We start from the raw sequence: 22,335 nt of genomic DNA on the forward strand, positions 1-22,335 counted from the left end.
GTCAGGCCGCCGTTTCCTCTTCGGCGATGCCCAGCTCGGCCATGACGGCGCGGACCTTGTCCTCGGCGTCGGCCTGGAGCCGCGCGGAGGCCGCGGGGGAACCGCCGTCGGAGAGGACGATGACGCCGGGGAGCGTCGGGTTCGGCGCGATGACCGTGAGACCAGCCGGCTCGGTGCTGATGACCATGACCGCGCCTTCCAGGCTGACCCAGTCGGTGCGGTCCTTCAGGGCCTCCAAGATGCGGCCCTGCTTGTCGCGGAAGGAAGCACGCTCACCCATCCACACGCCCGCCTTGGACTTGGAGTCCACGACGTCCGCGTAGATGAGGTGGTTCTGCTTCTCTTTCCTGGGCTTTGGCATAGCTGATCTCCTTGCTCGAAGGGTGACTGCCCGGGACGGGCAGCTTGGATCCGCTCTGGTGCCGCCGGTCTGGTGCCGTATGGCACCTCGCCGGTTTCATGCGTGGCGCCCGGGGGCGCCGTTCCCCGTCGGTGCCGACTGCTTGGTCGGCATCGGCGGGAAGCCTGTTCAGCCCTTCGTCTCGCTGGGCTGTGCCGAGTGGGTGATCGGCTGGAGCAGCTGGAGAGTGTCCGGATCGGCGGTCCATTCCCGACCGGAGTGGTCCAGCGGGCGCATGTGGGCCACCTTCCTGACCGGCCTATCGGTGAGTTTCGATACGTAGATCAGGACCGCGCCCACGGTTCCGCGACGTCCGCTGGAGGGGTGTGCGACGTCCTGGCCGAGGAGCCGGTGCCCGGTGTCCTCCGCGACCCAGACGTCCGCCTCCGTGGTCTTGCTCATTGGGCACCCCCGAGGCCGAGGAAGGCGTCGAACTGGGCGGAGCTCCAGGTGGTGGGGTCGCCGTTCCGGCTACGGAACGCCTCGGCCGCCCGAGGCAGACCGCGGCGCTCCGACGGTGTGCTGGCTTCCGTCTCCATGTACGGGGCCACGACGACCTCGTAGCGAGCGCTGGTCGCGCCGGGGATTCGTCGGGGAAGCCGGGGGCCGCTCACGTTCCACTCCCTTTCGCCGGGGGTCTTCGAGGTGGCGTAAGAGTCCCCCTGGTGCGGGTGTCACGACCACGGCGCGGTTCGTGTCATCTGGTGCTCGCCAGGGTGACCGGGGTGTCATGAAGGTGGCACCGCGATGTCATCTGCACGGATTCCATTGCGCAGCAGGGATGTTGACCGGTAGGCACGAAGTGGAGCGGGGCGCGATGTGGCCCGTCTCCCGACCTTGAGGGAGCGACCGATGGACGATCCGGCGACGCTGCTGCGCGTGTTAGTCCAGCAACGGCATTGGCGTTACAGGGACTTCGTCACGGCGTTCGAGCGCGCGGCCGTACAAGCCGGCGTGCGGGGCATGTCGGTGTCGGAGGCACAGTTCCGGCGGTGGACGTCGGGCCGGATCAAGACCATGCCGGGACCGGACACGTGCCGGGCACTGGAGCAGCTCTTCGGCGTGGACGCCACGGCGCTCTTCGGGCCACCACCCGCGCTGTCGACCCCGGCATCGGTGACTCCCACTGCGTACGACCTCGAAAGTGAAATCGCCATGACCGCACGTGACGCCGCTGATGAGGCGGGGGCTGCCGCCGCGCAGTCCGTATCCGACACGACCATCGACCAGCTCCGTGACGACGCCCTGTCCCTCGCCCGCTCGTACGGCGCCGCGAGCGCCTTCGAGGTGTTCCGGCGGGCCCGGGTCCTCCGCTCGGAGTCGGAGCACCAGCGTGGACTCACCAAGGTGCCTGTGCAGCAGCAGGACCTGCTGATCGTGGCGGGACAGGCGTGCGCGCTGCTGTCGACCGCCGCGTTCGACCTCGGCGCCCTCGACGACTCCGCACGCCTCGCTCGGTCGGCGGCCCTGTACGGGGAGATGGCGCGGTTCGATCCGCTACGGGCCTACGCCACCGGGTCCTTGGCGATCTGTGCGTACTTCACGGGGCGCCCCTCGGAGGCCGTACGGCACGCGCGGACCGCGCTGGCCTATGCCGGTCTGGGCGACACGGCAAGGCGGCGGCTGCTGTCCATCGAAGCCCGCGCCCACGGGCACCTCGGGGACCGGGAACGGGCCATCCGCGCGCTCGTCGCGTCCACGCGGCAGGACAGCGGCGAGCGGGACGCCCTGCACGACGATGTCGGAGGTGAGTTCGCCTTCAGCGAGGAGCGGCTGCTGATGTCCAACGGCACCACCGCCCTGCTCGTCGGCGACGGGGCAGGGGCCGAAGTGACTGCACAGCGGGCGCTGGACCTGGTCGCGTCCCGGCCGCCGGCCCGGCAGTCGGTAGTGGTACGGGGCAAGGCCGCGGCCGACCTCGCCGCGGCACAGGTGCTCCGGGGCGACCTGGACGCGGCGGCGTCGACGCTGGAGATGGTGTGGGCGATCCCTGCGGAACAACGTGTGGCGGGACTACTGGAGCGCACCGTCGGCTTGCGGCGGGCGCTGACGGTCGCCGCGTTCAGGGGGACGCGGGTGGCCGTCAGCCTCGGCGAACAGATCGAGGAATTCGGGCGTCTCTCGGCGCCGAGGCAGCTGGGCACGGCGAGCGGGCTCCTCGCTCTCGAGCCCTGACGCTGCCCTGCCCCCTCTGCCTACGAGTGGCCGAGGGCGGCGAGGATCCGGGCTTCCTTGGCCGGGTCCACTCCATGCTCGTCCCACCGCGGGTGTTCGACCGGCCGGCCGTCTGACCGCATCCACGCCCAGGTGTCGGCAATGGTCTCGGCGAGCGGACGGCAGTGCAGCCCGGCCGCCGCGGCACGAGAGGCGTCCACGGACCACACCCCGGGGTGGGTGCGCCACAGCGGAAGCTCCGTCCACTGCTTCACACCGTGCGCGGTGAGAGTCGCCGCATCGGCCCACATCGGGCTGCCGACGCTACCGGTGACGGCCAGGCACTCGGTGATGAAGTCGGCCCAGCTGATGCCCTCGGTGTGGGCGATGTTGAACGCCCGGCCGGTGCCATCGGTGCCGACGGCCTGATCGACGGCGAAGGCGGCGACGTCCCGCACGTCCACGGGCTGGATCATCTGGGCGCCCGGCGCCGGGACGAGGATCGGCCCGCCGCGCTGGGCGCGCGTGAGCCACCAGGGGAGGCGGCCGACATACTCGCCCGGCCCCAAGATCACTCCGGGCCGCAGGAACACCGCGTCGTCCCCGAAGGCGGCGCGCACGGCAGCCTCTCCGCCCGCCTTCTGGAACCCGTACTTCGTCGGGCTGCCATCGGCGCCGGTGTGCCCGAACGACTCATCGGCGTCGGGCGGGCACTCCAGCAGCGGGGAGTCCTCGGTGAGCGGGTGGTGGGGCCACCCCTGATAGACGGACACAGTGGAGACGTGCACCCACCGGGCGACGGCCGGCCGCAGGAGGTCGGTGGCGAGGAGGACGTCACGGGGCGGGAACTCGCTGCTGGAAGTGTCGATCACGGCATCCCACGGTCCTCGTGAGGCCAACCGCTTCAGATCATCGGGACTCGTTCGGTCACCCCGGACGGTGTCGGAACCCTCGACCGCACCGGAGCGGCCCCGGTTGAACGTCGTTACCTCCCAGCCGCGCCGAAGCGCGTCGTCAACGATCGCCCGACCAAGGAACCAGGTGCCGCCCATCACCAAAATCCGCATGGGGGCGACCCTGCCACGAACCGCAACGCGACACCATCCCGCCTCTGATCTTGTGCGGCCGAGCCTGGCGGTAATTCGGATCGGCGAGGTCCCGACCGTTGCTACCGTCGATTCGAAATCCCCATCCCACTCGCTGGATAAAAAGGATCTTCCTCATGCATGACGCCCGCGCCCTGATCGAAATGGGTGCCGAAGCTGTTCGTCGGCTCGCTCGTCGCGGTTATTCCCTGGACCTGTCCCGGCTGGAAGACCTCCAGTCTCGGCGCAACCAGAGCATCCGCTCAGCCGACGAGCTGCGGGCGGAGGCCAAGCGGGTGGCGAGCGAGGTCCAGCAGACGGCCAAGCAGGGCGGCGACATCTCCAAGTTGAAGGAGCGCGCCCGCGAGCTGAAGGACCAGGTCCGGGACATCGACGCCGAGCAGGATCAGGTGCAGGAGGAGTTGCGCGCTCTGCTCCTGACCATCCCGAACCTGCCGGACGACGCGGCCCCGGACGGCGACTCCGATGAGTTCGCGGTCGAGGTCCGGCGCGTCGGCACCCCGCCGGCCTTCTCCTTCGAGCCGAAGGACCACGTCGACCTCGGCGAGAGCACCGGCATCCTCGACTTCGCCCGGGCGACCAAGCTGTCGGGCCCCCGGTTCGTCGTCTCCCGTGGGGCGGGCGCCGCCCTGGAGCGCGCCCTGGCGACGCTCTTCCTCGACATCCACACCCGTCGCCACGGGTACGTCGAGCACGCGGTCCCGTACCTGGTCAGCCGCAAGACGATGACCGGCACCGGACAGCTGCCGAAGTTCGAGGAGGGCCTGTTCAAGACCGGTGTAGCCGACCGTGAGCTGTTCCTCATCCCGACGGCCGAGGTCCCGCTGACCAACCTCTACGCCGACGAGATCATCCCGCCGGCGGAGCTGCCGCTGGCCCTCACCGCGCACACTCCGTGCTTCCGGTCCGAGGCAGGCTCGTACGGCCGCGACACCCGCGGCCTGATCCGCCAGCACCAGTTCGCCAAGGTCGAGATCGTCCAGATGGTCGACCCGGCGGACGCGGACGCCACGCTGGAGACGATGGTCGGCCACGCCGAGGCGTGCCTGAAGGAGCTCGGCCTCGCGTACCGCGTCGTCAAGCTGGCCGCAGGAGACACGGGCTTCTCCGCCCAGCTCACCTACGACATCGAGGTCTGGATCCCCAGCCAGAACACGTACCGCGAGATCTCCTCGATCTCGAACTTCGGCACCTTCCAGGCCCGCCGCGCGAACATCCGCACCCGAGGCGAGGACGGCAAGCCCAAACTCGTCGCCACCCTCAACGGCTCCGGCCTGCCCATCGGCCGCACTCTGGCCGCGCTCCTCGAACAGTGCCAACAGCAGGACGGCTCCCTCGTCCTTCCCGAATCCCTTTTCCCGTACCTCGGCTTCCGCCGTATCTCGGCGGACGGAACACCGGAGGCATAAGTGCTCGTCGGCGTCTGCGACTTCCCTGGTAGCTACGCCTTTCCACCCGCCGGGTACGGCGGGATCGAACGATGGCTGTGGGCGGTCGCCGTAGGCGCCGACGTACACCTCCTCGGGCAGGGCTGGCTCCCGGACCTGGAACACGACTGGGTCCGCAAGCCAGTCCGCCTGGAGGACATCACCGTCGGATCGCTCGCCGAGCGCGAGCTCCGCGACACCGGATACGACCTCCTGGTCGTGGGGCACGAGTACCCCTCGCTGCCCGCCTGGACCCGGACATGGAACGAACTGGACTGCGACGTCGCCACGTTCCAGCACTCGCCGGTCTTCCAGCACACCGCCACCGCCACCGCCTTCGACGGCGAGCGGTCACGGCTCTACTGCTACTCGCCCGAGATGATCGAGCGGTACGCGAACACCAGCCGATCCCCGAGCTCGCCGTCCACCTCGGCCTCAACGAGGAAGAGCCGCCGGCGGTCGCCGGAACTGATCTCGTGTGGCTCGGCCGGATCGACGAGGAGAAGGTTGGCGAGCTGGGCGTTCCGTGGCCGGCAGTCGCCTGTCTCATCGAGGAGGAGGCGCTCCGGTGAAACAGCGGCGATGAGGGCGCTGGCCATGAAGTCAACCTGCGAGGCCGGGTAAGGCGCTCGTTCTCCTTCTCCAGCTGGCACCGAACGACCCCCGAGGCGGTCAAACTGCGCGACCGCATCAAGGAGACGATCAAGACGTGACCCTCGCCCCCGCCGACAGCGTTAGCGTCTCCCGCCGCGTCCTCTTCGACGCCAGCCGGACCCTCGGGCTGGATACTGAGGGCGCCGAGCCGATGCGGATCGCGGAGAACGCGATATGGAGGCTCCCCGGGAAGCTGGTAGCCCGGATCTCCCGCCCCGGTGGCACGCCCGCAGCCTCACGTGAAATCGCAGTCGCCAACTGGCTTGCTGGCCACGGCATCCCCGCCGTACGGCCTGCCCCCGGAATCGCCCAGCCCGTCACCATCGACGGCCGAGCGGTGACCATCTGGGAGGAACTTCCGCCGCACCGCGACGGGAACGTCGGCGAGGCCGCGTACCTCTTGAAGGCCCTCCATGCCCTTCCCGAGCCCGACTTCGACCTTGAACCGCTGGAACCCTTCGGGAAGATCCGCACCAGGCTCGACCAGGCGAAAGCCATCAAGGAGACCGACCTTGAATGGCTGTACAGCTACACGGACAGCCTCGAAGAGGCGTGGCTCCGGCTCATAGAGAACCCCGGTCTGTCTCGATGCGTCCTGCACGGGGACGCCTGGGTCGGCAACGTCGCCGCCGCCGAGGACGGCACGGCCTACCTCCTCGACCTCGACAGCTTCACCGTCGGTCCGCGGGAATGGGACCTGACGTCCACAGCCGTGAAGCTCACGTCCACCAGCAATATCACCCAGCACTAATACGAGGACTTCTGCACCGCCTACGGCGCGGACGTCACCTCCTGGGACGGGTACGAGGTCCTGCGGGACATCAGGGAACTGCGGATGACGGCATACGCGGCCCGGATCTCGACCGAGCACCCCGACCACCCCCATGCCCGCCACGAGACCCAGTACCGAATCGAATGCCTCATGGGGGGCCAAGGGCAACGACCTTGGCGGTGGACTGCAGTGCCGTAGCGGTAGTGCAGGGGACCCGGTCGGTAGATGACCCGGCCAGGACTGCACAACCGCCCTTGGGGCCAACGCATCTCGGCGTTGGCCCCAAGGGAGTTATGGACAGTGGGAAGCGGACGGTGACCGTGAGGGGTTCCTGGCTGCCGTCCTTGCGTGGGCGTCTTACCCCTGTGGTCAGTCCTGGTACGGGAGGAGCATGTCGGCGCCCCTGGCGATGGTGGTGGCCAAGCGGCCGTATTCGAGGACGTCCTCGTGGGTCATGAAGGGGATCAGGACTTCATGGTGCTTCCGGACGTACTTGAGCAGGAGATCGGCCATTGCGTACGAGGCCGCTTTGGCGTCGGCTCCTGCCTCGGGGTCGTGGACGTGGACGCCGGCTGCTTGGAGCTCTTCGATGGTTGCGTTGCGGACGATGGCCTGTTCCTCCTCGGTGAAGAGGCGCCCGTCGAGGTGGCGGTAGACGAGGGAGCCGGAGGGGGTCTTGAAGTTCGTGTCGAACAGCAGGGCCATGACGTGGGGGCGAGGGCTGGCTGCGGGCATGGAGGTGCTCCTGATGGGGGTGGAGTGGGGATCTATATCAATGGTCTGGAGAATCCCCGGTTTGGCTGACCGGGGATCGTCGGCTATGTCTGTCGGCCCTGCAGGAGGGCCGCCCCGTGGGGCGGAATGCCGGACGCCGAGTGCACCGCCTCGGAGCTCAGCGTCGCGGACGGTTCGGCGGGGCCGACGGCAAGGTAGGCGGCTGCGTGCCGTGTCCCGGCTGGCTGGTCCACGATGCCGTTGTGCGTCGGCGGGCGGCTTCGGCTCGGGGGTTGGGGCTGGGGTTGCGGCTGGTGTGCTGGAGGCGGGTGATCAGGACGCGGGCGGGTTGGCGGGCTGTGCTCAGTTCACGCTGGGCTGCAGCCTCCTTCAGGAGCTTGTGCGGTTGATGGCCTCGGGCTTCGGCGTCGGCCAAGAGGGCGGCGAGGGCCGGCCAGCTGGGATCCGTGAGGATGCGGTCGGCTTGGTCGGGGACGGCGGCGCGTACGTCGTGGGCGAGGGCGCGGCGGGTTTCCTCCCTCGGCTGATGCTGTTCGAGTACGACGAGCGTGGGTGTGAGGGCTTGCTCGGCGGCTGCCTGTAGGTGGCGGAGGGTTTGGCGGGCGGCGTCGGCTTGGTGGGCGTGGCCCTTGGCCTCGTGCCAGCGGCCGGCGATGATCCCGGCCCACAGGAGGGCTGCGATGAGGGCGGCGAGGGCGCTGCCGTCGGGGCCGGTGGCGGTGTGGACGATGTCGCGGGCCGCGTTGCGGATGGCGTGGGCGGCGCGGTCTTCGGCCCGGATCTGGGAGCGCTGGGCGTGTGCGAACGCCGCTGATGCGGACTGGAGTTCGGTGCGGAGGTGGGTCGGGGCTTTCTGGGCGGTGGCTTCGAGGAGTTCACCGAGGGCGGTGATGTGTGCCTGGGCGTGGGTGTCGTCTGCGAGGTCGGTGCGGAAGGTGTCGAGGGCTTCGGTGGCCTGGTGCCAGGGGGTGGTGGGCTGGTCGCGGCGGGCGGTGGGGTGTTCCTCGGGCTGGCCTGCTTCGAGGCGGTCCCGGAGTTTGGGGAGGGTGAGGTCGGGGGCGATCTTCCCGCCGGGGTGGAAGATCTGTTCGCCGTCCTTGTTGAGGTCGCCGGGGCGGCCTGCGGCGTAGCCGAGGAGGTCTCCGGAGGGGCCGCGCCGGGCTTTGACCGCGATGCCGTCGGCTTCGAGGTAGGCGAGGAGTTCCTCGGCAGTGCGGGTGTGGGGGATGGCGGCGCGGATGCGGTCCTGGAGCCATTCACGGCTCGTCTGTTCCCAGCCGAGGCGTTGGGACTTGTGCATCTCGGCCTGGGTGGGGGCGCGGGTGCCGGTGCGGTCGCCCTTCCTCAGGCGGCGAAGGCCGTAGTCCTTCTCGATCTGGCGGCAGGCGTCGCCGACGCGGATGCCGCTGTCGTGGAGCTTGGGGCGGCGGCCGTCCTCGCGAACGGTGGTGGCGAGGATATGGATGTGGTCGTCGGCGTGGCGTACGGCGATCCAGCGGCAGGCCAGGTCGTCGCCTTCGGGCGCGATGCCGGCCGCGGCAACGATGCGCTGGGCGATCTCGCCCCACTCGGCATCGGAGAGGTGGCGATCCTCGGGGGCTGCGCGGACGGGGCAGTGCCAGACGTGGTCGGTGATCTTCTTGCCGAACTCGCTGTTGCGGAGGCGGACGGGTTCGTCGAGGTAGCGGGCGAGCTGGGTGAGGGTGGCGTCCTCGTCTCGGCCGGGATCGGGCATGGCGAGCATGGCGAAGCCGGCCACGATGTGCGGGTCAGTGTGCTCGTCGTGGCGGCCGGGACCATAGAGGTATGCGAGCAGTCCGCGGGTGTTGGCCCCGGAGGGCTTGATGGCTGCGATCACGGCTGACGGACCTCCCGGGGGTCGGCGGGCTCGCGCAAGACCTCAGCGATCGCCGTGAGCAGGTCGTGGAGCTCGTCGAGGCGCTGGCGTATATCGGGCGGGGTGAGGTCACTGTTCAGAGCGCGGGCGATCTGATTGATGTTGACGCCGATGCGGTTGCACTGGCGCAGGACCTGGGCGCGGAAGACGTGCGTGCGGCGCCGGTCCTCGGACAGGGGCAGGTTGGCGGTGAACCTCCCGTTGATGAAGGCGAGGACGATGTCGGCGGCGAAGCCGGATATGCCCTTGTAGCCGTGCTCGGCGGCGGCCTCCTGGAGGCGGGGGTGTTCGTCGTCGGTGAAGCGCAGCGGGCCGACGCGGTCCCCGCGCTTGCTGCCGGTGAAGCGGCGGATCGTGGGCTGGACGCTCTTCACCGTCGGCTCGCCGGCGGCGGGCTCGGCGCTGCGTTCGGCGTGGAGGATCTCGCGCTGGGCGTCGTGGAGTGTGTCCTGGTCGGGGCCGCCCTCGGTCCCGGCCTCACGGTCCGGCGCCCCCTGGCGCTGGGCCGTCTCCGCCACCCCCGGGGCGGAGATCCCCGAAGACCGGCCTTGAGTCGGACTCGGGGTACTACTGGCTCCACCAGGGGCCGTCATCCCGAACGCACGCCGCCAACGGTCCATCAGCGTAGATGACTTCGACGGCGGTGAGGGTGTGTCGTTGGTGTGCTGCGGGGCGGGTGTCATGGGTCGTTCTCCTGCGGGGTGAGGTGAGGGGGTGGTTGCCTCGCGGTCCCGGGGCAGGGGCGCGGCGTGGGCGACTGGCCGGTCCCCCGGGCGAGGCGTGCAGGGGACCGGTCCCCGCAGCCCTTCGGGGACCGGGCCGCCGCGGACCACCGGGACCAGGGGAATCGGGGACCGTCCCGAACTGGGACCGGAGGGAAATGGGGGACCGTCCCGACCTCCGGGGACCGGCGGGAGAAGGCTCGGGGACCGGACGGGGACCGTCCCCGTGATCGCGGTAAGGGACCGGTCCCCTACGGTCCCGGAATCCGAAGACCTCACGGTCACCGATCGGATATGGGGACGGTCCCCGCCAGGAGGGGATGTCGGGCGGGTGATTGGGGACCGAGTCGCCTATCGGCCATCTGACCTGCGGAAAGAGTTCCGGGACGGTCCCGACGTGGGGACCGGTCCCGTGTCCGTCGCCGGGGACCGTGGTGGTTGCGGGGACGGTCCCCTTGGCGGGACCGCGGTGTGGATTCGGGGACGGTCCCGCCCCGGGGGGACCGAAACGTGGCGATGGGACGGTCCCCAAGGACCACAGGGACCGTTGCGGATGGGGGACCGTAGTCGTCAGGCGGCCGGCGGGGGTGTGCGGCGGCGGTCAGGGCCGGTCAGGATCACACGGGTGGTCATCTCCGCGAGGCGGGAGGCGACGCGGTCTCCGACCGCGCTGCGCAGCTCCTCGGTGGGGAGGTTGGTGGTGATCAGCGTCGGGAGCATCTCGGTGTAGCGGCGATTGATCAGCCGGTACGTCAGCTCCTCGGTCCACTCGGACTGCTTGGCCGCGCCGAGGTCGTCGAGGATCAGCAGCGGGCACCGGCCGAGTTCCTGGATCTCCCGCTCGGGGTCGTGGTTGGGGCGCGGGCGGAACTGGGCGTGCAGGTCGGCGGAGGTTACCGCCTGCCAGCGGAGCCGGACCCCCGCCATGAGCAGGGAGCGGACGGCTCCGTACGCCTGGTGGGTCTTGCCGCTGCCGGTGGGGCCGGCGATCAGAAGCGAAGGCCCGTAGGAGATGCCCCTTGTGCCGCCAGGGCCCACACGGCCCAAGTCCGTGACCTTCTCGGCCCAGGCCCGTACACCGGGGTCCGTGGCGGTGGCCTCCCGGTAGCGGGGAGGGATCCGCCGGTCGGCCAGCTCCAGTGCCGTTACCGGCTCCGCTACGGGCTGGGCGGGGGCCATGTCGGGGTCGATGCCCCGCTCGGCGAGGATCGCGTTCAGGCGGGCCGCCAGGAGCCCGGCACGCTGGGGTTCACGGGTTGCTGTCGTCACAGGGCACCTCCGTAGGCGGCTTCGGCGTCGGCGGGGTTGGCGTAAGGCCGGTGGGCCTGACGGCCGATGGACTGCCGCTGCGGCGGGTTCATCGCCTCGTTGACCAGGCTGGGCAGCACGCTCGGGTGCAGGGCCTTCTCCCGAAGTCGCACCAGCCCGGCGCGGATGTGGGCGGGGTCGATGGGCTCGGCGAGGAGCTTGCCGACGGCCTTGCCGAGTTGGCCCAGTACGGCGGCGGGTGGCCGGTTGGTGCATGCGGCGGCGTACTCGGCGACGAGTTGGGCGGGGGAGACAGTGTCGGGTGGTGGGGCGCTCGCGCCTCCCAACGGAGTTGATCCTAGATCCACGTTCCTAGGTCCTAGATCCGGACCATGAGGACTCACGGCAGCCTCCAGGACTCCTCCCTGCATGCTCCCGGAGGGATCACTGAATCCGTTCTGACCTGCGGGTATGTGACTCGGTGAGGACTCGTGCCATTCCGGCGAGGACTCGGCGAGGGGTACGTGAGCCTGCGAGGCGTCCTCATGGAGCCCTCCGTGCGACGGCAGTGAAGGCGCCGGGGCCTGGCCGCCGTCGTGGTGCGGGCACGCCGGGTGGCGTACCCCGCTGGGCCGGTTCACCTTCTGGTGCTTGGAGAAGGTGACGATGTGCAGGTAGCGCTTGCCGTCGACCCCCTCGTACCGGCAGATGAGCCCTGCCGTGTCGAGCTGGTTGAGGTCGTCCTCGACCTCCAGTGCGCCGTGCTCGGGCCGCAGGGACCACAGGGCTCCGGCGATGACGGCGGCCTGGTCGCGGAAGCGCCCGTGGTCGTCGGCCTGGGTGAGCAGGCCGAAGAAGGTCCGCTCGGCGGCGATGGTGACCGCGGCGAGCGACTCCGAGATGAACGCCTCCGGCTTGATGGTGCGGATGCGTGCCATGCCTATCGCCCCGCCTTCGCGTCGTACGCGGACGAGGTCTTCGGGCTGGGCAGGGGGTTGCGGACGGCCACGTGGGCCGTACGGTTGGGCATAGACGTTCCTCACCCGGCGGTGGGCAGGGCCTGGCAGCCCGCCACCACCGACTCGATCGTTCAGGAGTGGGCGGTTCGGTAGGGGACTCATCGGCCCCCCGGTGCATTGCATCGGGGGGCCGAATCGTTTCCCGCACCGGGCAGTGGCCAACATAGCCACACCCAGTTCGCGCAAGTCCAGCAATTCCGGTTACGAACGAGCACCGGTCGAAATCGTGGACGCGCAATACATTCACGGTAGGCCCGGATCCCCGGTTGACCAAAAAATCGGCGCCGGATGAGGAGCGGGGAAGATCGCACCGCGAAGACCTTGACCTGCGCCGCCATCCCGATCTATGTTTCCGCCGCTTCCCACGTCAGGCGCCCTGTGACTGGTGCGGCCGGGGCTATCTGCGTGCAAGGTGTCGGATGTCCGAAATTGCCGCTCCCTTGCCGGCCTGCCATCTTCCCGACGGAGTTCTGCACCCCTATTCAGTCCTGCGCGAAATGCGACAGCGGGGCTTTATATCCGACGATCCCCGGTTACCCAAACCGGGGATCCAGAGTTACAACAGATGCATGCCCCGACGCCCCACGGAAATCGGTCCAGCCGGAGAACGGACCGCCGGCGCCATCGAGCGCCTGCGCACCGCGCGCGGCTTCGCCCAGCGCGAGCTAGCCGACCGCGTGACCGCGCTCGGCCGCCCCATGTCCAACACGATGCTGTCCCGGATCGAGCGCACCCAGCGCCGCTGCGACGTCGACGACCTCGTCGTTCTCGCCGCAGCCCTCGGCGTATCCCCGCTCGCCCTGCTCCACCCGACCCCGTAGCAGCGTCACCCCGGCCCGCGGTGTCCCACCACCGCCCCGGGCTTCCTCGGCCGCTCTCCCGCCCACACCCCAACTCCGCTACGGCGCCTGCGGGTCCAGCCTGCCTTCCGCGCCAGATGAGGATCCTCCTTGCACCGACCGCCCATGCCTCCTTCACACTCCACCGTCCCCGGCCTGCCGCGCCTGTACCGCCCCGAGGAGATCGCCGAAGTCCTCGGCTGCTCGGCCTGGTGGGTCAAGGACCGTGCGAGCCGTGCCCTCATCCCGTTCGCCAGGGTCGGCCGCGCGTACCGCTTCACCGCCGAGCACCTTGTCGAGATCATCCGCCTCCACGAGGTGCGACCGGCCCACAGCGCGGATCCGGTGGCACCCGCCGCGCGCACGCTGCGTGCGATCCCGGCTGGCCGGCCGGCTGGACGCCTCCGGGCCCGTCCGCCGCGCCGATCCCGACAGGACGAGTTCGACACCACCGCGTAGCCAGACGTAACCAGGGGAGGGAACAGTGGGTTTCGCGGAGAAGCGCGGAAACTACTGGCGCGGTCGGTACAAGACGGCGCCAGGCCAGCACAACACGGTCGTCGACCCGACCGGGGCGACGATCAAGTTCGCCACCAAGCGCGAAGCCAAGCGGGCTGCGGACGAAGCCGAGATTTCGTTCCGACGCGGCGACGTACGCGATCCCGCGCTCGGCCAAGAGACCTTCGGCGAGTACGCGAGCCGCTGGTACGAGGCCCAGGACTTGGCCGCGTCCACCATGCAGAACTACCGACGCCACATCGAGGAGCACCTGCTCCCCGACTTCGAGGACAAGGCCCTCGCCGGCATCCTCCGCACTGACGTCGCACTGTGGGAGAAGAGGGAACGGGCCTCCTACGCCGCCTCCAGCGTCAAGACCTGGCGGGCCACGCTCCACCTCATCTTCGCCGACGCCGTCGACGAGGGGCTCATCGACGCGAACCCCGCCGCCAAGCGCAGAGGGAGGGGCAAGCGGGCTGGCCGCTCCGCCGACCGCGGCCCGGAGAAGGTCGTCACGGACGCGCTCGGAGCCCTCCTGATCGCAGAGCGGGCTGCCCTGCTCTCCGGTCGGGACGACGAGTTCGTCGCGGTGACCCTCAAGGCGTACACCGGCGTGCGATGGGGTGAAATCGTCGGTCTGGAGACTGAGTTCGCCCGCCGGGGCTCGGTCCGTGTGGAGTGGCAGCTGTACGAGCTCGACTCGGGTGTGATGGTCCGCTGCCCGCCCAAGGACGACAGCTACCGCACCATCGACGCCCCCGACTGGCTGTCGGCCATCGTGACCGACCACGTCGCCCGTACCAAGCCCAAGCCGTGCCCGTGCCATGGCAGGACGTACGTCTTCCAAGGCCAGGGCACCGCCCGCACTGGAGGCCACCAGGGCGCGAAGCTGGTCGACGTAGCCCGCCGGGCCGGCGTCTCCGCGGGCACGGTGTCCAACGTCCTGAACCACCCCGACCGCGTGCGCGAGGCCACCCGTACACGCGTCGAACTCGCCATCACCGAGCTGGGCTTCGTACGAGGTGGCGCAACCTCGGAACACGCCGCCCATTGGCGCCGCAACGGCTTCGCCACCTGGCTGTTCCACCCGGCGACCACGGGCTGGTACCCGAAGAAGGCCCCGCAGGAGCCCCGTCCCGTTCCGCTCCTCGGCGACCCCTTCCCGGGCATACCGGTCCGGGGCCGCAACGCCCAGGGCCGCGCCGACGCCTGCTGGACGGCCATCGCCAGGGGCCTCACGCCGCACGGCCTGCGCCATTCCCACCGCACGCTCATGGAGGACCTCGGCACGGAGAAGGTCCTCATGGACGAGCGGATGGGCCACATCGACGGTTCGGTCTCCGCCCGGTACGCCCACGTGACAGCGGGCATGCGCCAGCGTCTCATGCTCGGCCTCACCGAGCAGTGGGAGGCAGCCCTGGACGCTCGCCGAGGGATGGCCCCTGGGTCCCCCGTACGCGTACTCGACGCACTTCTGCGGGCGCGTAAGGCTGTCGGGTAGCTGGCCGGTGGAGGTGCCGCGCCCTGCCCGGTGGCTAGCGAGGCCGATTCTTCGGCGGGACGGGCCCGGGAATGACGTCGAGTCCCAGGTGTTCCTTGAACAGGTGCACCAGGTTGGCCCCGTCGAGGAGTTCCAGTCGTCCGTGGTCGTTGGCGAATGCCTCGCTGGCCCGGCCGAACCAGGACGTGGTCACCAAGATGCCTTTGGCCGCCCGCTTGTGCTCGACCACTCCCGCGAGAGCGGACACCGTCTCGAACGGAACGACGTTCTTGGTGCGCTTGGCCTGGATGATGCACAACCCCCTCATGACGGGGTCGGTGTTCATGGCGATCGCGTCCACGCCCTCGTCCTTCGAGGGCTGGGTGTTCACGCTCTCCAGACCGATCGCCTCGAACAACTGCCGAACGAGATGCTCGAACTCGGTGGGCGTGAGGTCCATCAGCACGGGTCGGCTGTCCAGCCCTGCGACGACGTCCAGGCTGTCCATGAGCCGGAACTTGCTCAGGTCGAAGGTGACCAGGGGACGAACCGGCTCCAGCTCATAGGGATTGGGCGAGATCAGTGAGCGGAGCCGCTTCAGGCAGGCCCGGGGATCCACCTGGGTCAGGACGAGCTTGCCGAACTCCTCGCGGTCCGTCTGGAGGGTGATCAGACACGGATGCACCTCCCGGCCCGTGGCCCGGTCGATGGTCGCAACGTGCCCATTCAGGGCGATGGAGCGGATCACACCCTCGGTATCGGCGGTGAACAGTTCGTGCACGGTGCGCAGGGCAGTCTGCGCGAGGACGGAGGCGTACAGCTCCTTGCGGTCCTTCTCGGGGCGCGGAACAGGTGTGAGCTCATCCCGTGTCTTCACAAACCGGTACGCCCGGGCAGCCGGGACCACGTCCTCCAAGGGCAGGTCGACCTGAACGAGCAGGTCACCGGTGTCTGCCTGATACGAGACCTGGTGCGCCTTGGGAAAGCCATGCGGGTACGACGAGGCCGCGAGGACCTGATCGATGAACCACTCGACGGCTTCTACTTCCCTGTCACGGTAGGTGTTGTGGCGTTCCTCGATCGCTGCGTTCCACCCACCGACCCGGGCGGCTTCCTCCCGGTTCTGCTGGTCGTGCCGGACGCGAGCTTTCTCAAGCTTCGCCACGCGCTTCTGTTCCTCGCGGGCGTGATCCCGCAGCGCTTGGTCGAACCGCTTACGCGCCTCTTCCATGTCGGCGTCGTACGCTCGGCGTCCGAACCCGAGTGCGCCCAGCAGGCCTCGCGGTGGCTCCGGTTCGAAGTCCGACCACCGAGGCTCGCGTGTTGGTTTGGTGCGTCCGGTGGGGGCGAAGGCGGATGGGACGAATTCCTGCGTGAGTGCGTCGAAGGTCAGCGGTCGGCCGTCCAGGACCGCCGCACGCAGCAACGTCGCCAGCTGCTCGGCGTCGTGCTCGGCCACACTGGTCCGGTCGACGGCTTCCTGAGCGCGGGCCGCCTCGTACGCGATCTTCTCCTCGCGGGCCTTCCGCTTGGCCTCCAGCTCGGCGGCCTTCCGGGCCCGCTCATGCTCCTTGGCTTGGCGTGCGAGCTCTCGGGCGTATGGGTCGTTCCCATGTGCTCCAGTGCGGCTGGCCACCGCTACCCCCCAGGTCAGTGCGTATGCATCTGCTTGAAATTCCCCACCGTATACCGCACCTAATCTGCCGTATCGATCATCCAAGGATCTCCAGAATGGCGGTAGTTCCTCGGAAGACCGGCGGTGTCCTTGAACGACCTGGCTCAATGGCTGCATGGAGATCGGGGAGTGCTGGGCCTATCGGGCCAAGCCGAAGGAACTGGGCGGCGCCCTGCGCGAGGTGGAAATCGTCCGGGTGAGCACCTCCGGTAGGTCAGGAATCCACGTGCGGTTCCTCGACGGTGATGAGGCTGGACTACAGGAGTGGGTCAGCGCCGGCAGTCTGCTCGTGCTCTGGGCTGACGCCGACGCCTTCCGTGCCGATGACACGGCGGAGCTCGCACTGACCGAGGCGTCGAGGGAGGTACGGGGGAGCGCCGAGTTCGATGCGGCCCGGATGATCCTGGGCTTCGCCCGTCCCAAGGGACGACTAAAGCTGCGCAAAGCGGTGGCGGACGCGGGCGTGCTGGAACTCGGCCACCTCGAAGAGACGGCGCCGCTGGTTGGCATGGAGCCTGCCTGCCTTCGGGGCGACGCCATGGTCCACGAGGACCGCAACGGCCTCTGCCTGGCTGGCTGGCCGGTCGCCGAGCGGATCGCGCAGCAGATGGCTCAGAGCTTGGCCGAGGAGGTCCTGCCGGAGGTGGATCGTCGGCAGCAGGCCATCGACGAGGAACGCGCACGCCCCTCTTGGCACTCCTACGGCCGCCGCCGGGACGACCGCAAGCTGGACGCGGAGGCGGACGCCCTGCGTACGGTCCGGGAGTGGTGCGGGGAGGAGAAGGCCGAGCGCTACGACGAGCTCGTCGCCCTACGAGCCGAGGTACTGCGCCTCGGCGAACTGGTCGAGCAGGCGGTGAAGGCGCTCCGGGACCGTGGGCATGGCGTCATCGCCTCCACCATTGAGCGCGGCCTTGGGGTCCATATCTCCAGCCTTGGTCCCGACGTGCGTCGTTGAAACCGTCACGCCACCGCTCGGGCTCCGGCTTGGGCGGTGCGGGTTCCGCCGGAGGCTTCACCTTCTCCGGGCGGTGCGGGTGCCAGCCGTCGAGGAACGGCCGCAACTCGTCCCCCGTCGGCTCCGCGTGGAAGTTCCGGGCACCGAGCCCCTTCCCGTTCAAGGTCGGGTCCAGGCGCTCGGCCTCCTCCCTGCCCCACGCCGACCACTCCCGGAGCCGCTCGGCCTCGAAGGGCTCCTCCGTCTGGGCGGCGGCCTCGTCCAGCGCGTTGCAGAAGGTCCGGATCTCTCCTGCGGCTCTCCACTGTTCCAGCGCGGTGCCGAAGTGCTCGGCTCGAGCGGCGTCCACCGCCTTGATCGAAGCCACGCCGATCGCGGCCTCCCACTCCCGCTGGGCGCGCTCTTGCCTCTCGGCTTCCAGTCGGCGGTTCTCGGCTTGCTGCCGTTCCCGCTCGTCCTGGAGCCGACGCTGTTCGGCCTCCCGCTCCAGATGGGCCCGTTCCTGCTCATCGGCCCGGGATCTCAGCGCCCGGAGTACCGAACCGATCTGGTCCTCAAGCGGCTTCTTCTCGGTGTCGGCCCACTCCTTCTTCCAGCCGTACTGGTAGCCCTGTTGCTGCGCGAGGACCATCTCCAGTTCCCCGGACGGCTCGAACCGCTGCGCCGGGACGACCCGCTGCCAGTCGTACGCACGGCGGCCCGCCGGCTTGGGTACGTACCGGACCTGCTTCTGCCGTTCCTTGAAGGTGATCTCGTATGTACGGCCATGGATCGTGAGCAGTGGCCTCGGCTGCCTGCGCTTCTTGGACACTGCGATCTCCCCGTGGAGAGGGAGAGACTGCTCAGCGATGAGGCGGAGCAGGGACAGAGCACGGGGAAGTACCCCGTCGGAGATCTCGAAGGCGCTGTGGTCCGCGGTCACGGCAGCGATGACATCGTCCACGTCGGTGATCACACGACTGCGCGCCAGACGGATCCGGTTCCACTCCGTGTCGTCCTCGCCGGTCACCCGCAGCAGCCCCAGGAAGAAGTCCCCCTTGGTCCGCCCGCTGTACTTCAGGTGGAACCCGGCAGGCGCACACTGGCGAGCCGCGTCGAATGCCCTTCGGTAGCGGGCCCGGGCGGCCTCGTCCGGGTTGGGGACTCGGAGGAAGCGGCCGGCCTGCTGCACCTCGGCGATCAGAGCACGTCCGATGTCGGCAGGAGAGGGCTGTGGAGTCTTGGCGGCGCGTTGTACCGGGGCTCCTGCTCGGCAGCGGCTTTCTCCTCGACGCGGTCGGATTCCGGCTTCTTGGGCGCGGGCGTCGTCGCCGGGCGGATCTTGCGCAGTGCCGGGTCAGGCCGGTCGGGGTGATGGCCGTGCTGGAGGTAGAAGCGCCCGACCTCGGTGACCTCTGCCCGCCACTTCCCGCCCTCCTTGGGCATGGTGATGTGCCCCCGCTCCTTCAGGGCTCTGGCGGTGAGGGCGAGTTCGGGGGTGTCTGACGTGACAGGTTCGACGCCCTCCCCGATCCGGGTCAGGAGGGTGAGCTGGCGATCGTTGAGGGGTGACCAACGGTGCATGTGATCGTCGTACCGTCGGCGCTCGTGCCGGCACAAGCCATGCGGTGAGCTTTCCCGGGCGGACGTTCGGCACGGCTCCCCGTGGGAGCCGGATACTGAGGTCGGCTCCCAGATGGCTCCCAAGACAGGTCCGTAAACCACTCAAGGGCCTGATCCACTGAGTGGATCAGGCCCTTGACCTGGTCTTACGAAGTCGGGGTGGCGGGATTTGAACCCACGACCTCTTCGTCCCGAAGCATTACGGGCCAAGGGGCGAAGCCCCGACTCTACCCCGCTGACCTGCGACGGCGGTCCGCGAGCGTCCGCCCTGGTCCGCCGCCGTACGCACCGGTTGTCACTCAGTTAGACACTCGTTGCGCTGCCCCTTCCAAAGGCCTGCGCGATTGTCATGAGTGCAGTCCTCTGAAGCCGCCAGTCCCTGGGGCTGCAGAGGCGGCGCCTGATGTGACCGCACCGTGTCGTAAGCCATCGCTGCCACGTCAGCCGCGGAGCGTTCTCTCAACAGGTCGTCAGCTACTGCAAGAGGGCGACCACGACGACGCCGACTCCAATAGCGGCGCCAAGGGCGGGGTTGCGCAGGGCCACGTACGCCGTGAGGGCCCCGATCAGGAGCAGTACAAGGGTCCGTGTGCTGATCTTTCCGTCCATTTCAGCCTCCGAGTCTCGGTTCGTTGAGGCTGACTTCAGCACCTCGTTGAGCTCGCTTCGGCTGGATCGAATGTGGCTTGTGATCGTCTAAGCATTCTGTGCAAAGTGCCTGTTCAGAGGAGGGTTTCGGCGTACGGTAATGAAGATCTGAACGTTCGAAGGGGGACAGCGTGGCTGGGGAGTCCGGTCAGGGGTTGCCAGACCCATCTGAGGTGACTACGCCTGAGGAGTTGGCGGCTGCGGCGAAGGCTCTGATGAAGAGCCTGGGCCTATCAGGAATCAAGATCGCGACGAACACTGGTCTCTCCACGGGCACGATCTCCGAGCTGATCAATGGCAAGTCCTTCCCCCGAGATGAGACATGGGAGTTGTTCGTCACGGGCGGGTGCGGCCAGCCGTGGGAAATGTGGCGGCAAGCGCGGGCCCGTGCGCAGCGTGACCTCTTGCGCCGGCGCCCCCCGGAAGAGCTTGCCGACCGTTTGGAGGAGGCGCAGGAAAGGATTCAGGCTCTGGAGTCTGCGGCCATCGAAGCCGCGAAACGTCTCGCCCTTCTAGAAGAGCAGGTTGCCGCGATTCAGTCGGCCCGTAGCAGTGAGCGCCGTGCCGAGGACGAGGAAGCCGCGCAGCGGAGGCAGGAGAACGCGGCGGACGTTGCGCGGCAGCGGCAGTTTGGGCGCGCGCTGCTGACCGAGGTTCCCGTGGACTTTGAGCACACCATGGCGGACGGTGCCTGGTTGGCGGCCGACGTAGATGGGTTTGTGGCCAGAGTCCGCGATCTCGCCCTCACGAGTATGGATGAACTACGCATTTTTTTGGCGACGACGCCCATGTCGTTCCCATACGCCGCGATGGGCGACATTGGGTACTACAAGGAGGGTGTAAGAGAGTACATGGTTCGATTGCGACTTTTCGCTTCCATGTACTCCAAAGTTAGCCCGGAGGAACTCGACGAGATGCTTGCAAGTGGCGTCGGCGGAAGTTGAGGGTGTCCAGAGCTCGCCTGCCTCGGGCTTCTTCTATCCGACAGCGTGGCTGACGAGGCGGCTGGTGAATCCTTGATCGCGCAAGCGGCCGTATGCCGCCAAGACCGGTGCGGGATTGGTATGTGCGCCATGAACCCCTGCTCCGGGTAGAGCTGGGGGCACTGGAGGGCGCCGATGGCGATGACCAGCTTCGGATCGCCGATGGAATCGACGTACTCCGTGGTCGTCATCGGGGTAGACACTCACCTATGACGACCACGGTTACCGCGGCCTAGCGTTCGTGGAGTCGGCTGACCTGCTTGATCCAGAAGGTGTCCTTCTCGTCCTTCGACGCACTCAGAGGGAGGAGACCGATGTCCTTGGCCAGCTGATAGAAGCCGGGGCCTGCGTCGTTGGCGCTCAGGTAGTTCACGAGCGCAGAAATCATGACAGGTGGTTCCGAGGGGGTGATCTGCTGATCCAGCTCCACGATCAGCCCCAGCAGCTGTCCCATGGCGGCTCGCTCATCGGCGCGTTCGAAATCGAAGGATTTGCAGCCGGTCCGCCGGGCCAACGTGGCGTTGAGTTCGGTGTACGAGGTGATCTTGCGGAGCTTTGCTCGCTCCACAAGAAAGTCCCTCCCCGTTTGCACCATCAGGTCCCACTCGTCTGCTGAGCGCCCGTATCCGGACATGCCAGCCGCCTCCAGCCCTCTGCGTATGTACGCGGGAAAGTACTGGGGTTGCGGTGGGTGCTGCAACCGGCTTCCAGAAGAGCAGGGCGGAGGTTGACGGTCTACCGGTTGACGGGAATCTCGTAGACGACCTCGCACAGTGAGGCGGGGACGATGATGTCCGCGGTCTCCACGGGCCGCCCCTCGTCGCTGTAGTACGTCCGCCGGATGTGCGTGACGAGAGCAGCCTTGGGGACTCCGAGGAGCGAGGCCTCCTCGGCGGTGGCGTGTCGCGGCTCCGGCTGCTCGACGGCATGGCTGACGGTGATACCGATCTCGGCCATGCGGTTCACCACGCCGACCCCGGCGTGCGGCCCGCCCTCGGGAAGCACGACGAGGGTGCCCGCCGTGAGCTCGTACGGCTCCCAGCTCGTGGACAGCTGCACGGGCCGCCCATCGGCGAGGAACTCGTAGACGGTACGGACACACAGGTCACCCGCCGCCATCCCCAGCCGGGTCGCGATCTCGGCCGGCGCCGGCACCTTCGCTTCGGTCCGGCTCTCCCAATGCCCCTGCTTGCCCAGCGCCTGCATGTCGGCCCGGAACGGCGATCCGCTGGGCTGCTCGCGCGCAGAGGACCGGACCACCCGCACACGCCGACGGGGCTCGGCGACATACGTACCCGAACCCGCTCGCCCTTCCAGGACGCCCTGCGAGATCAGGAGTTCCTGCGCTCGGCGGACCACGTTCTCGCCGACGCCGCACTCCCCGGCGATCTGGGCGCGCGAGGGCAGCCGGTCGCCGACGGTCCACTCGTGCTCCGCGATCCGCTGCCGCAGCACGTCGGCGATGCGGAGATAAGGCGGCTGCTCAGGCATATGGAAAATCTAGTCCACTAGCTCTAA

The 22,335-nt window shown here is 68.7% G+C and carries 24 protein-coding genes; 9 read left to right on the plus strand and 15 right to left on the minus strand.

Annotated features, from left to right (window positions below):
• Position 1 precedes the first annotated feature (1 nt).
• From ACIQWR_RS17030 to ACIQWR_RS17040, 3 genes are all read right to left on the minus strand, one after another.
• Entirely contained in the window at positions 2-361 is a 360-nt protein-coding gene (locus ACIQWR_RS17030) for a hypothetical protein (RefSeq protein ID WP_266907177.1), read from the minus strand.
• Between the two features lie 168 nt (positions 362-529).
• A complete protein-coding gene (locus ACIQWR_RS17035) occupies positions 530-802 on the minus strand; it encodes a hypothetical protein (protein ID WP_404009724.1) in 273 nt (90 codons plus the stop codon).
• On the minus strand, positions 799-1,014 hold the full coding sequence (locus ACIQWR_RS17040; RefSeq protein WP_404009727.1) for a hypothetical protein: 216 nt from the start codon (positions 1,012-1,014) through the stop codon (positions 799-801). The genes ACIQWR_RS17035 and ACIQWR_RS17040 overlap by 4 nt, the downstream gene beginning before the upstream one ends.
• A gap of 238 nt (positions 1,015-1,252) precedes the next feature.
• On the opposite strand from ACIQWR_RS17040, the gene ACIQWR_RS17045 reads away from it, so the two are divergent.
• On the plus strand, positions 1,253-2,575 hold the full coding sequence (locus ACIQWR_RS17045) for a DNA-binding protein (protein ID WP_404009731.1): 1,323 nt from the start codon (positions 1,253-1,255) through the stop codon (positions 2,573-2,575).
• A 20-nt stretch (positions 2,576-2,595) separates the two neighbouring features.
• Here the strand turns inward: ACIQWR_RS17045 and ACIQWR_RS17050 are convergent, their stop codons facing one another.
• Entirely contained in the window at positions 2,596-3,606 is a 1,011-nt protein-coding gene (locus ACIQWR_RS17050; RefSeq protein WP_404010128.1) for an NAD-dependent epimerase/dehydratase family protein, read from the minus strand.
• Positions 3,607-3,776: 170 nt separating this feature from the next.
• Between ACIQWR_RS17050 and serS the strand changes: the two genes are divergently transcribed.
• From serS to ACIQWR_RS17065, 3 genes are all read left to right on the plus strand, one after another.
• Positions 3,777-5,069: a serine--tRNA ligase gene (serS, locus tag ACIQWR_RS17055; RefSeq protein ID WP_404009733.1), complete on the plus strand. Its 1,293-nt coding sequence runs from the start codon at positions 3,777-3,779 to the stop codon at positions 5,067-5,069.
• Positions 5,070-5,711: a hypothetical protein gene (locus ACIQWR_RS17060; RefSeq protein WP_404009736.1), complete on the plus strand. Its 642-nt coding sequence runs from the start codon at positions 5,070-5,072 to the stop codon at positions 5,709-5,711. It abuts the gene before it with no gap.
• Between the two features lie 85 nt (positions 5,712-5,796).
• The gene (locus ACIQWR_RS17065; protein WP_404009739.1) at positions 5,797-6,492 is read left to right on the plus strand and encodes a phosphotransferase; all 696 of its coding nucleotides are present in this window, start codon (positions 5,797-5,799) and stop codon (positions 6,490-6,492) included.
• A 390-nt stretch (positions 6,493-6,882) separates the two neighbouring features.
• On the opposite strand, the gene ACIQWR_RS17070 is transcribed toward ACIQWR_RS17065, so the two are convergent.
• The 5 genes from ACIQWR_RS17070 to ACIQWR_RS17090 all read right to left on the minus strand — a co-directional run bounded on the left by ACIQWR_RS17070 (position 6,883) and on the right by ACIQWR_RS17090 (position 12,053).
• Positions 6,883-7,248, minus strand: a complete 366-nt coding sequence (locus tag ACIQWR_RS17070) for a hypothetical protein (protein ID WP_404009742.1) — start codon at positions 7,246-7,248, stop codon at positions 6,883-6,885.
• A 157-nt stretch (positions 7,249-7,405) separates the two neighbouring features.
• Positions 7,406-9,106 carry a relaxase/mobilization nuclease domain-containing protein gene (locus tag ACIQWR_RS17075; RefSeq protein ID WP_404009745.1) on the minus strand — a complete coding sequence of 567 codons (1,701 nt, stop codon included), beginning with the start codon at positions 9,104-9,106 and terminating at the stop codon, positions 7,406-7,408.
• Positions 9,103-9,663 (minus strand): MobC family plasmid mobilization relaxosome protein, encoded by a 561-nt coding sequence (locus tag ACIQWR_RS17080; protein WP_404009747.1) that lies wholly within the window; start codon positions 9,661-9,663, stop codon positions 9,103-9,105. Before ACIQWR_RS17080 ends, ACIQWR_RS17075 begins: the two co-directional genes overlap by 4 nt.
• Positions 9,664-10,437: 774 nt before the next feature.
• Positions 10,438-11,136: an ATP-binding protein gene (locus tag ACIQWR_RS17085; protein ID WP_404009750.1), complete on the minus strand. Its 699-nt coding sequence runs from the start codon at positions 11,134-11,136 to the stop codon at positions 10,438-10,440.
• Positions 11,133-12,053 (minus strand): hypothetical protein, encoded by a 921-nt coding sequence (locus ACIQWR_RS17090; RefSeq protein ID WP_404009752.1) that lies wholly within the window; start codon positions 12,051-12,053, stop codon positions 11,133-11,135. Before ACIQWR_RS17090 ends, ACIQWR_RS17085 begins: the two co-directional genes overlap by 4 nt.
• Before the next feature lie 650 nt (positions 12,054-12,703).
• Between ACIQWR_RS17090 and ACIQWR_RS17095 the strand changes: the two genes are divergently transcribed.
• From ACIQWR_RS17095 to ACIQWR_RS17105, 3 genes are all read left to right on the plus strand, one after another.
• Positions 12,704-12,955: a helix-turn-helix domain-containing protein gene (locus ACIQWR_RS17095; RefSeq protein WP_404009755.1), complete on the plus strand. Its 252-nt coding sequence runs from the start codon at positions 12,704-12,706 to the stop codon at positions 12,953-12,955.
• Between the two features lie 144 nt (positions 12,956-13,099).
• A complete protein-coding gene (locus tag ACIQWR_RS17100; protein WP_404009757.1) occupies positions 13,100-13,432 on the plus strand; it encodes a helix-turn-helix domain-containing protein in 333 nt (110 codons plus the stop codon).
• A gap of 25 nt (positions 13,433-13,457) precedes the next feature.
• Positions 13,458-14,972, plus strand: coding sequence for a LacI family DNA-binding transcriptional regulator (locus ACIQWR_RS17105; protein WP_404009760.1), 1,515 nt, complete (start codon positions 13,458-13,460; stop codon positions 14,970-14,972).
• 34 nt (positions 14,973-15,006) lie between these two features.
• Here the strand turns inward: ACIQWR_RS17105 and ACIQWR_RS17110 are convergent, their stop codons facing one another.
• Entirely contained in the window at positions 15,007-16,587 is a 1,581-nt protein-coding gene (locus tag ACIQWR_RS17110) for a restriction endonuclease (protein WP_404009763.1), read from the minus strand.
• A 154-nt stretch (positions 16,588-16,741) separates the two neighbouring features.
• Here ACIQWR_RS17110 and ACIQWR_RS17115 point away from each other — a divergent pair, with 154 nt between their 5' ends.
• Positions 16,742-17,584, plus strand: a complete 843-nt coding sequence (locus tag ACIQWR_RS17115) for a PE-PGRS family protein (RefSeq protein WP_404009766.1) — start codon at positions 16,742-16,744, stop codon at positions 17,582-17,584.
• On the opposite strand, the gene ACIQWR_RS17120 is transcribed toward ACIQWR_RS17115, so the two are convergent.
• The 3 genes from ACIQWR_RS17120 to ACIQWR_RS17130 form a co-directional block, all read right to left on the minus strand.
• Entirely contained in the window at positions 17,514-18,755 is a 1,242-nt protein-coding gene (locus ACIQWR_RS17120) for a hypothetical protein (protein WP_404009769.1), read from the minus strand. The genes ACIQWR_RS17115 and ACIQWR_RS17120 overlap by 71 nt on opposite strands.
• Positions 18,756-18,763: 8 nt before the next feature.
• A complete protein-coding gene (locus ACIQWR_RS17125; protein WP_404009771.1) occupies positions 18,764-19,147 on the minus strand; it encodes a hypothetical protein in 384 nt (127 codons plus the stop codon).
• A gap of 513 nt (positions 19,148-19,660) precedes the next feature.
• Positions 19,661-19,795 carry a hypothetical protein gene (locus ACIQWR_RS17130; RefSeq protein ID WP_404009774.1) on the minus strand — a complete coding sequence of 45 codons (135 nt, stop codon included), beginning with the start codon at positions 19,793-19,795 and terminating at the stop codon, positions 19,661-19,663.
• 212 nt (positions 19,796-20,007) lie between these two features.
• Here ACIQWR_RS17130 and ACIQWR_RS17135 point away from each other — a divergent pair, with 212 nt between their 5' ends.
• Positions 20,008-20,778 carry a hypothetical protein gene (locus tag ACIQWR_RS17135; RefSeq protein ID WP_404009777.1) on the plus strand — a complete coding sequence of 257 codons (771 nt, stop codon included), beginning with the start codon at positions 20,008-20,010 and terminating at the stop codon, positions 20,776-20,778.
• 271 nt (positions 20,779-21,049) lie between these two features.
• On the opposite strand, the gene ACIQWR_RS17140 is transcribed toward ACIQWR_RS17135, so the two are convergent.
• Together ACIQWR_RS17140 and ACIQWR_RS17145 are read right to left on the minus strand one after the other, a co-directional pair.
• Positions 21,050-21,451, minus strand: a complete 402-nt coding sequence (locus ACIQWR_RS17140) for a hypothetical protein (protein ID WP_404009779.1) — start codon at positions 21,449-21,451, stop codon at positions 21,050-21,052.
• Positions 21,452-21,552: 101 nt separating this feature from the next.
• The gene (locus ACIQWR_RS17145; RefSeq protein WP_404009782.1) at positions 21,553-22,308 is read right to left on the minus strand and encodes a GntR family transcriptional regulator; all 756 of its coding nucleotides are present in this window, start codon (positions 22,306-22,308) and stop codon (positions 21,553-21,555) included.
• Positions 22,309-22,335: the final 27 nt, after the last annotated feature.

This window comes from Streptomyces sp. NPDC098789 (assembly GCF_044759975.1).
GTDB lineage: Bacteria > Actinomycetota > Actinomycetes > Streptomycetales > Streptomycetaceae > Streptomyces.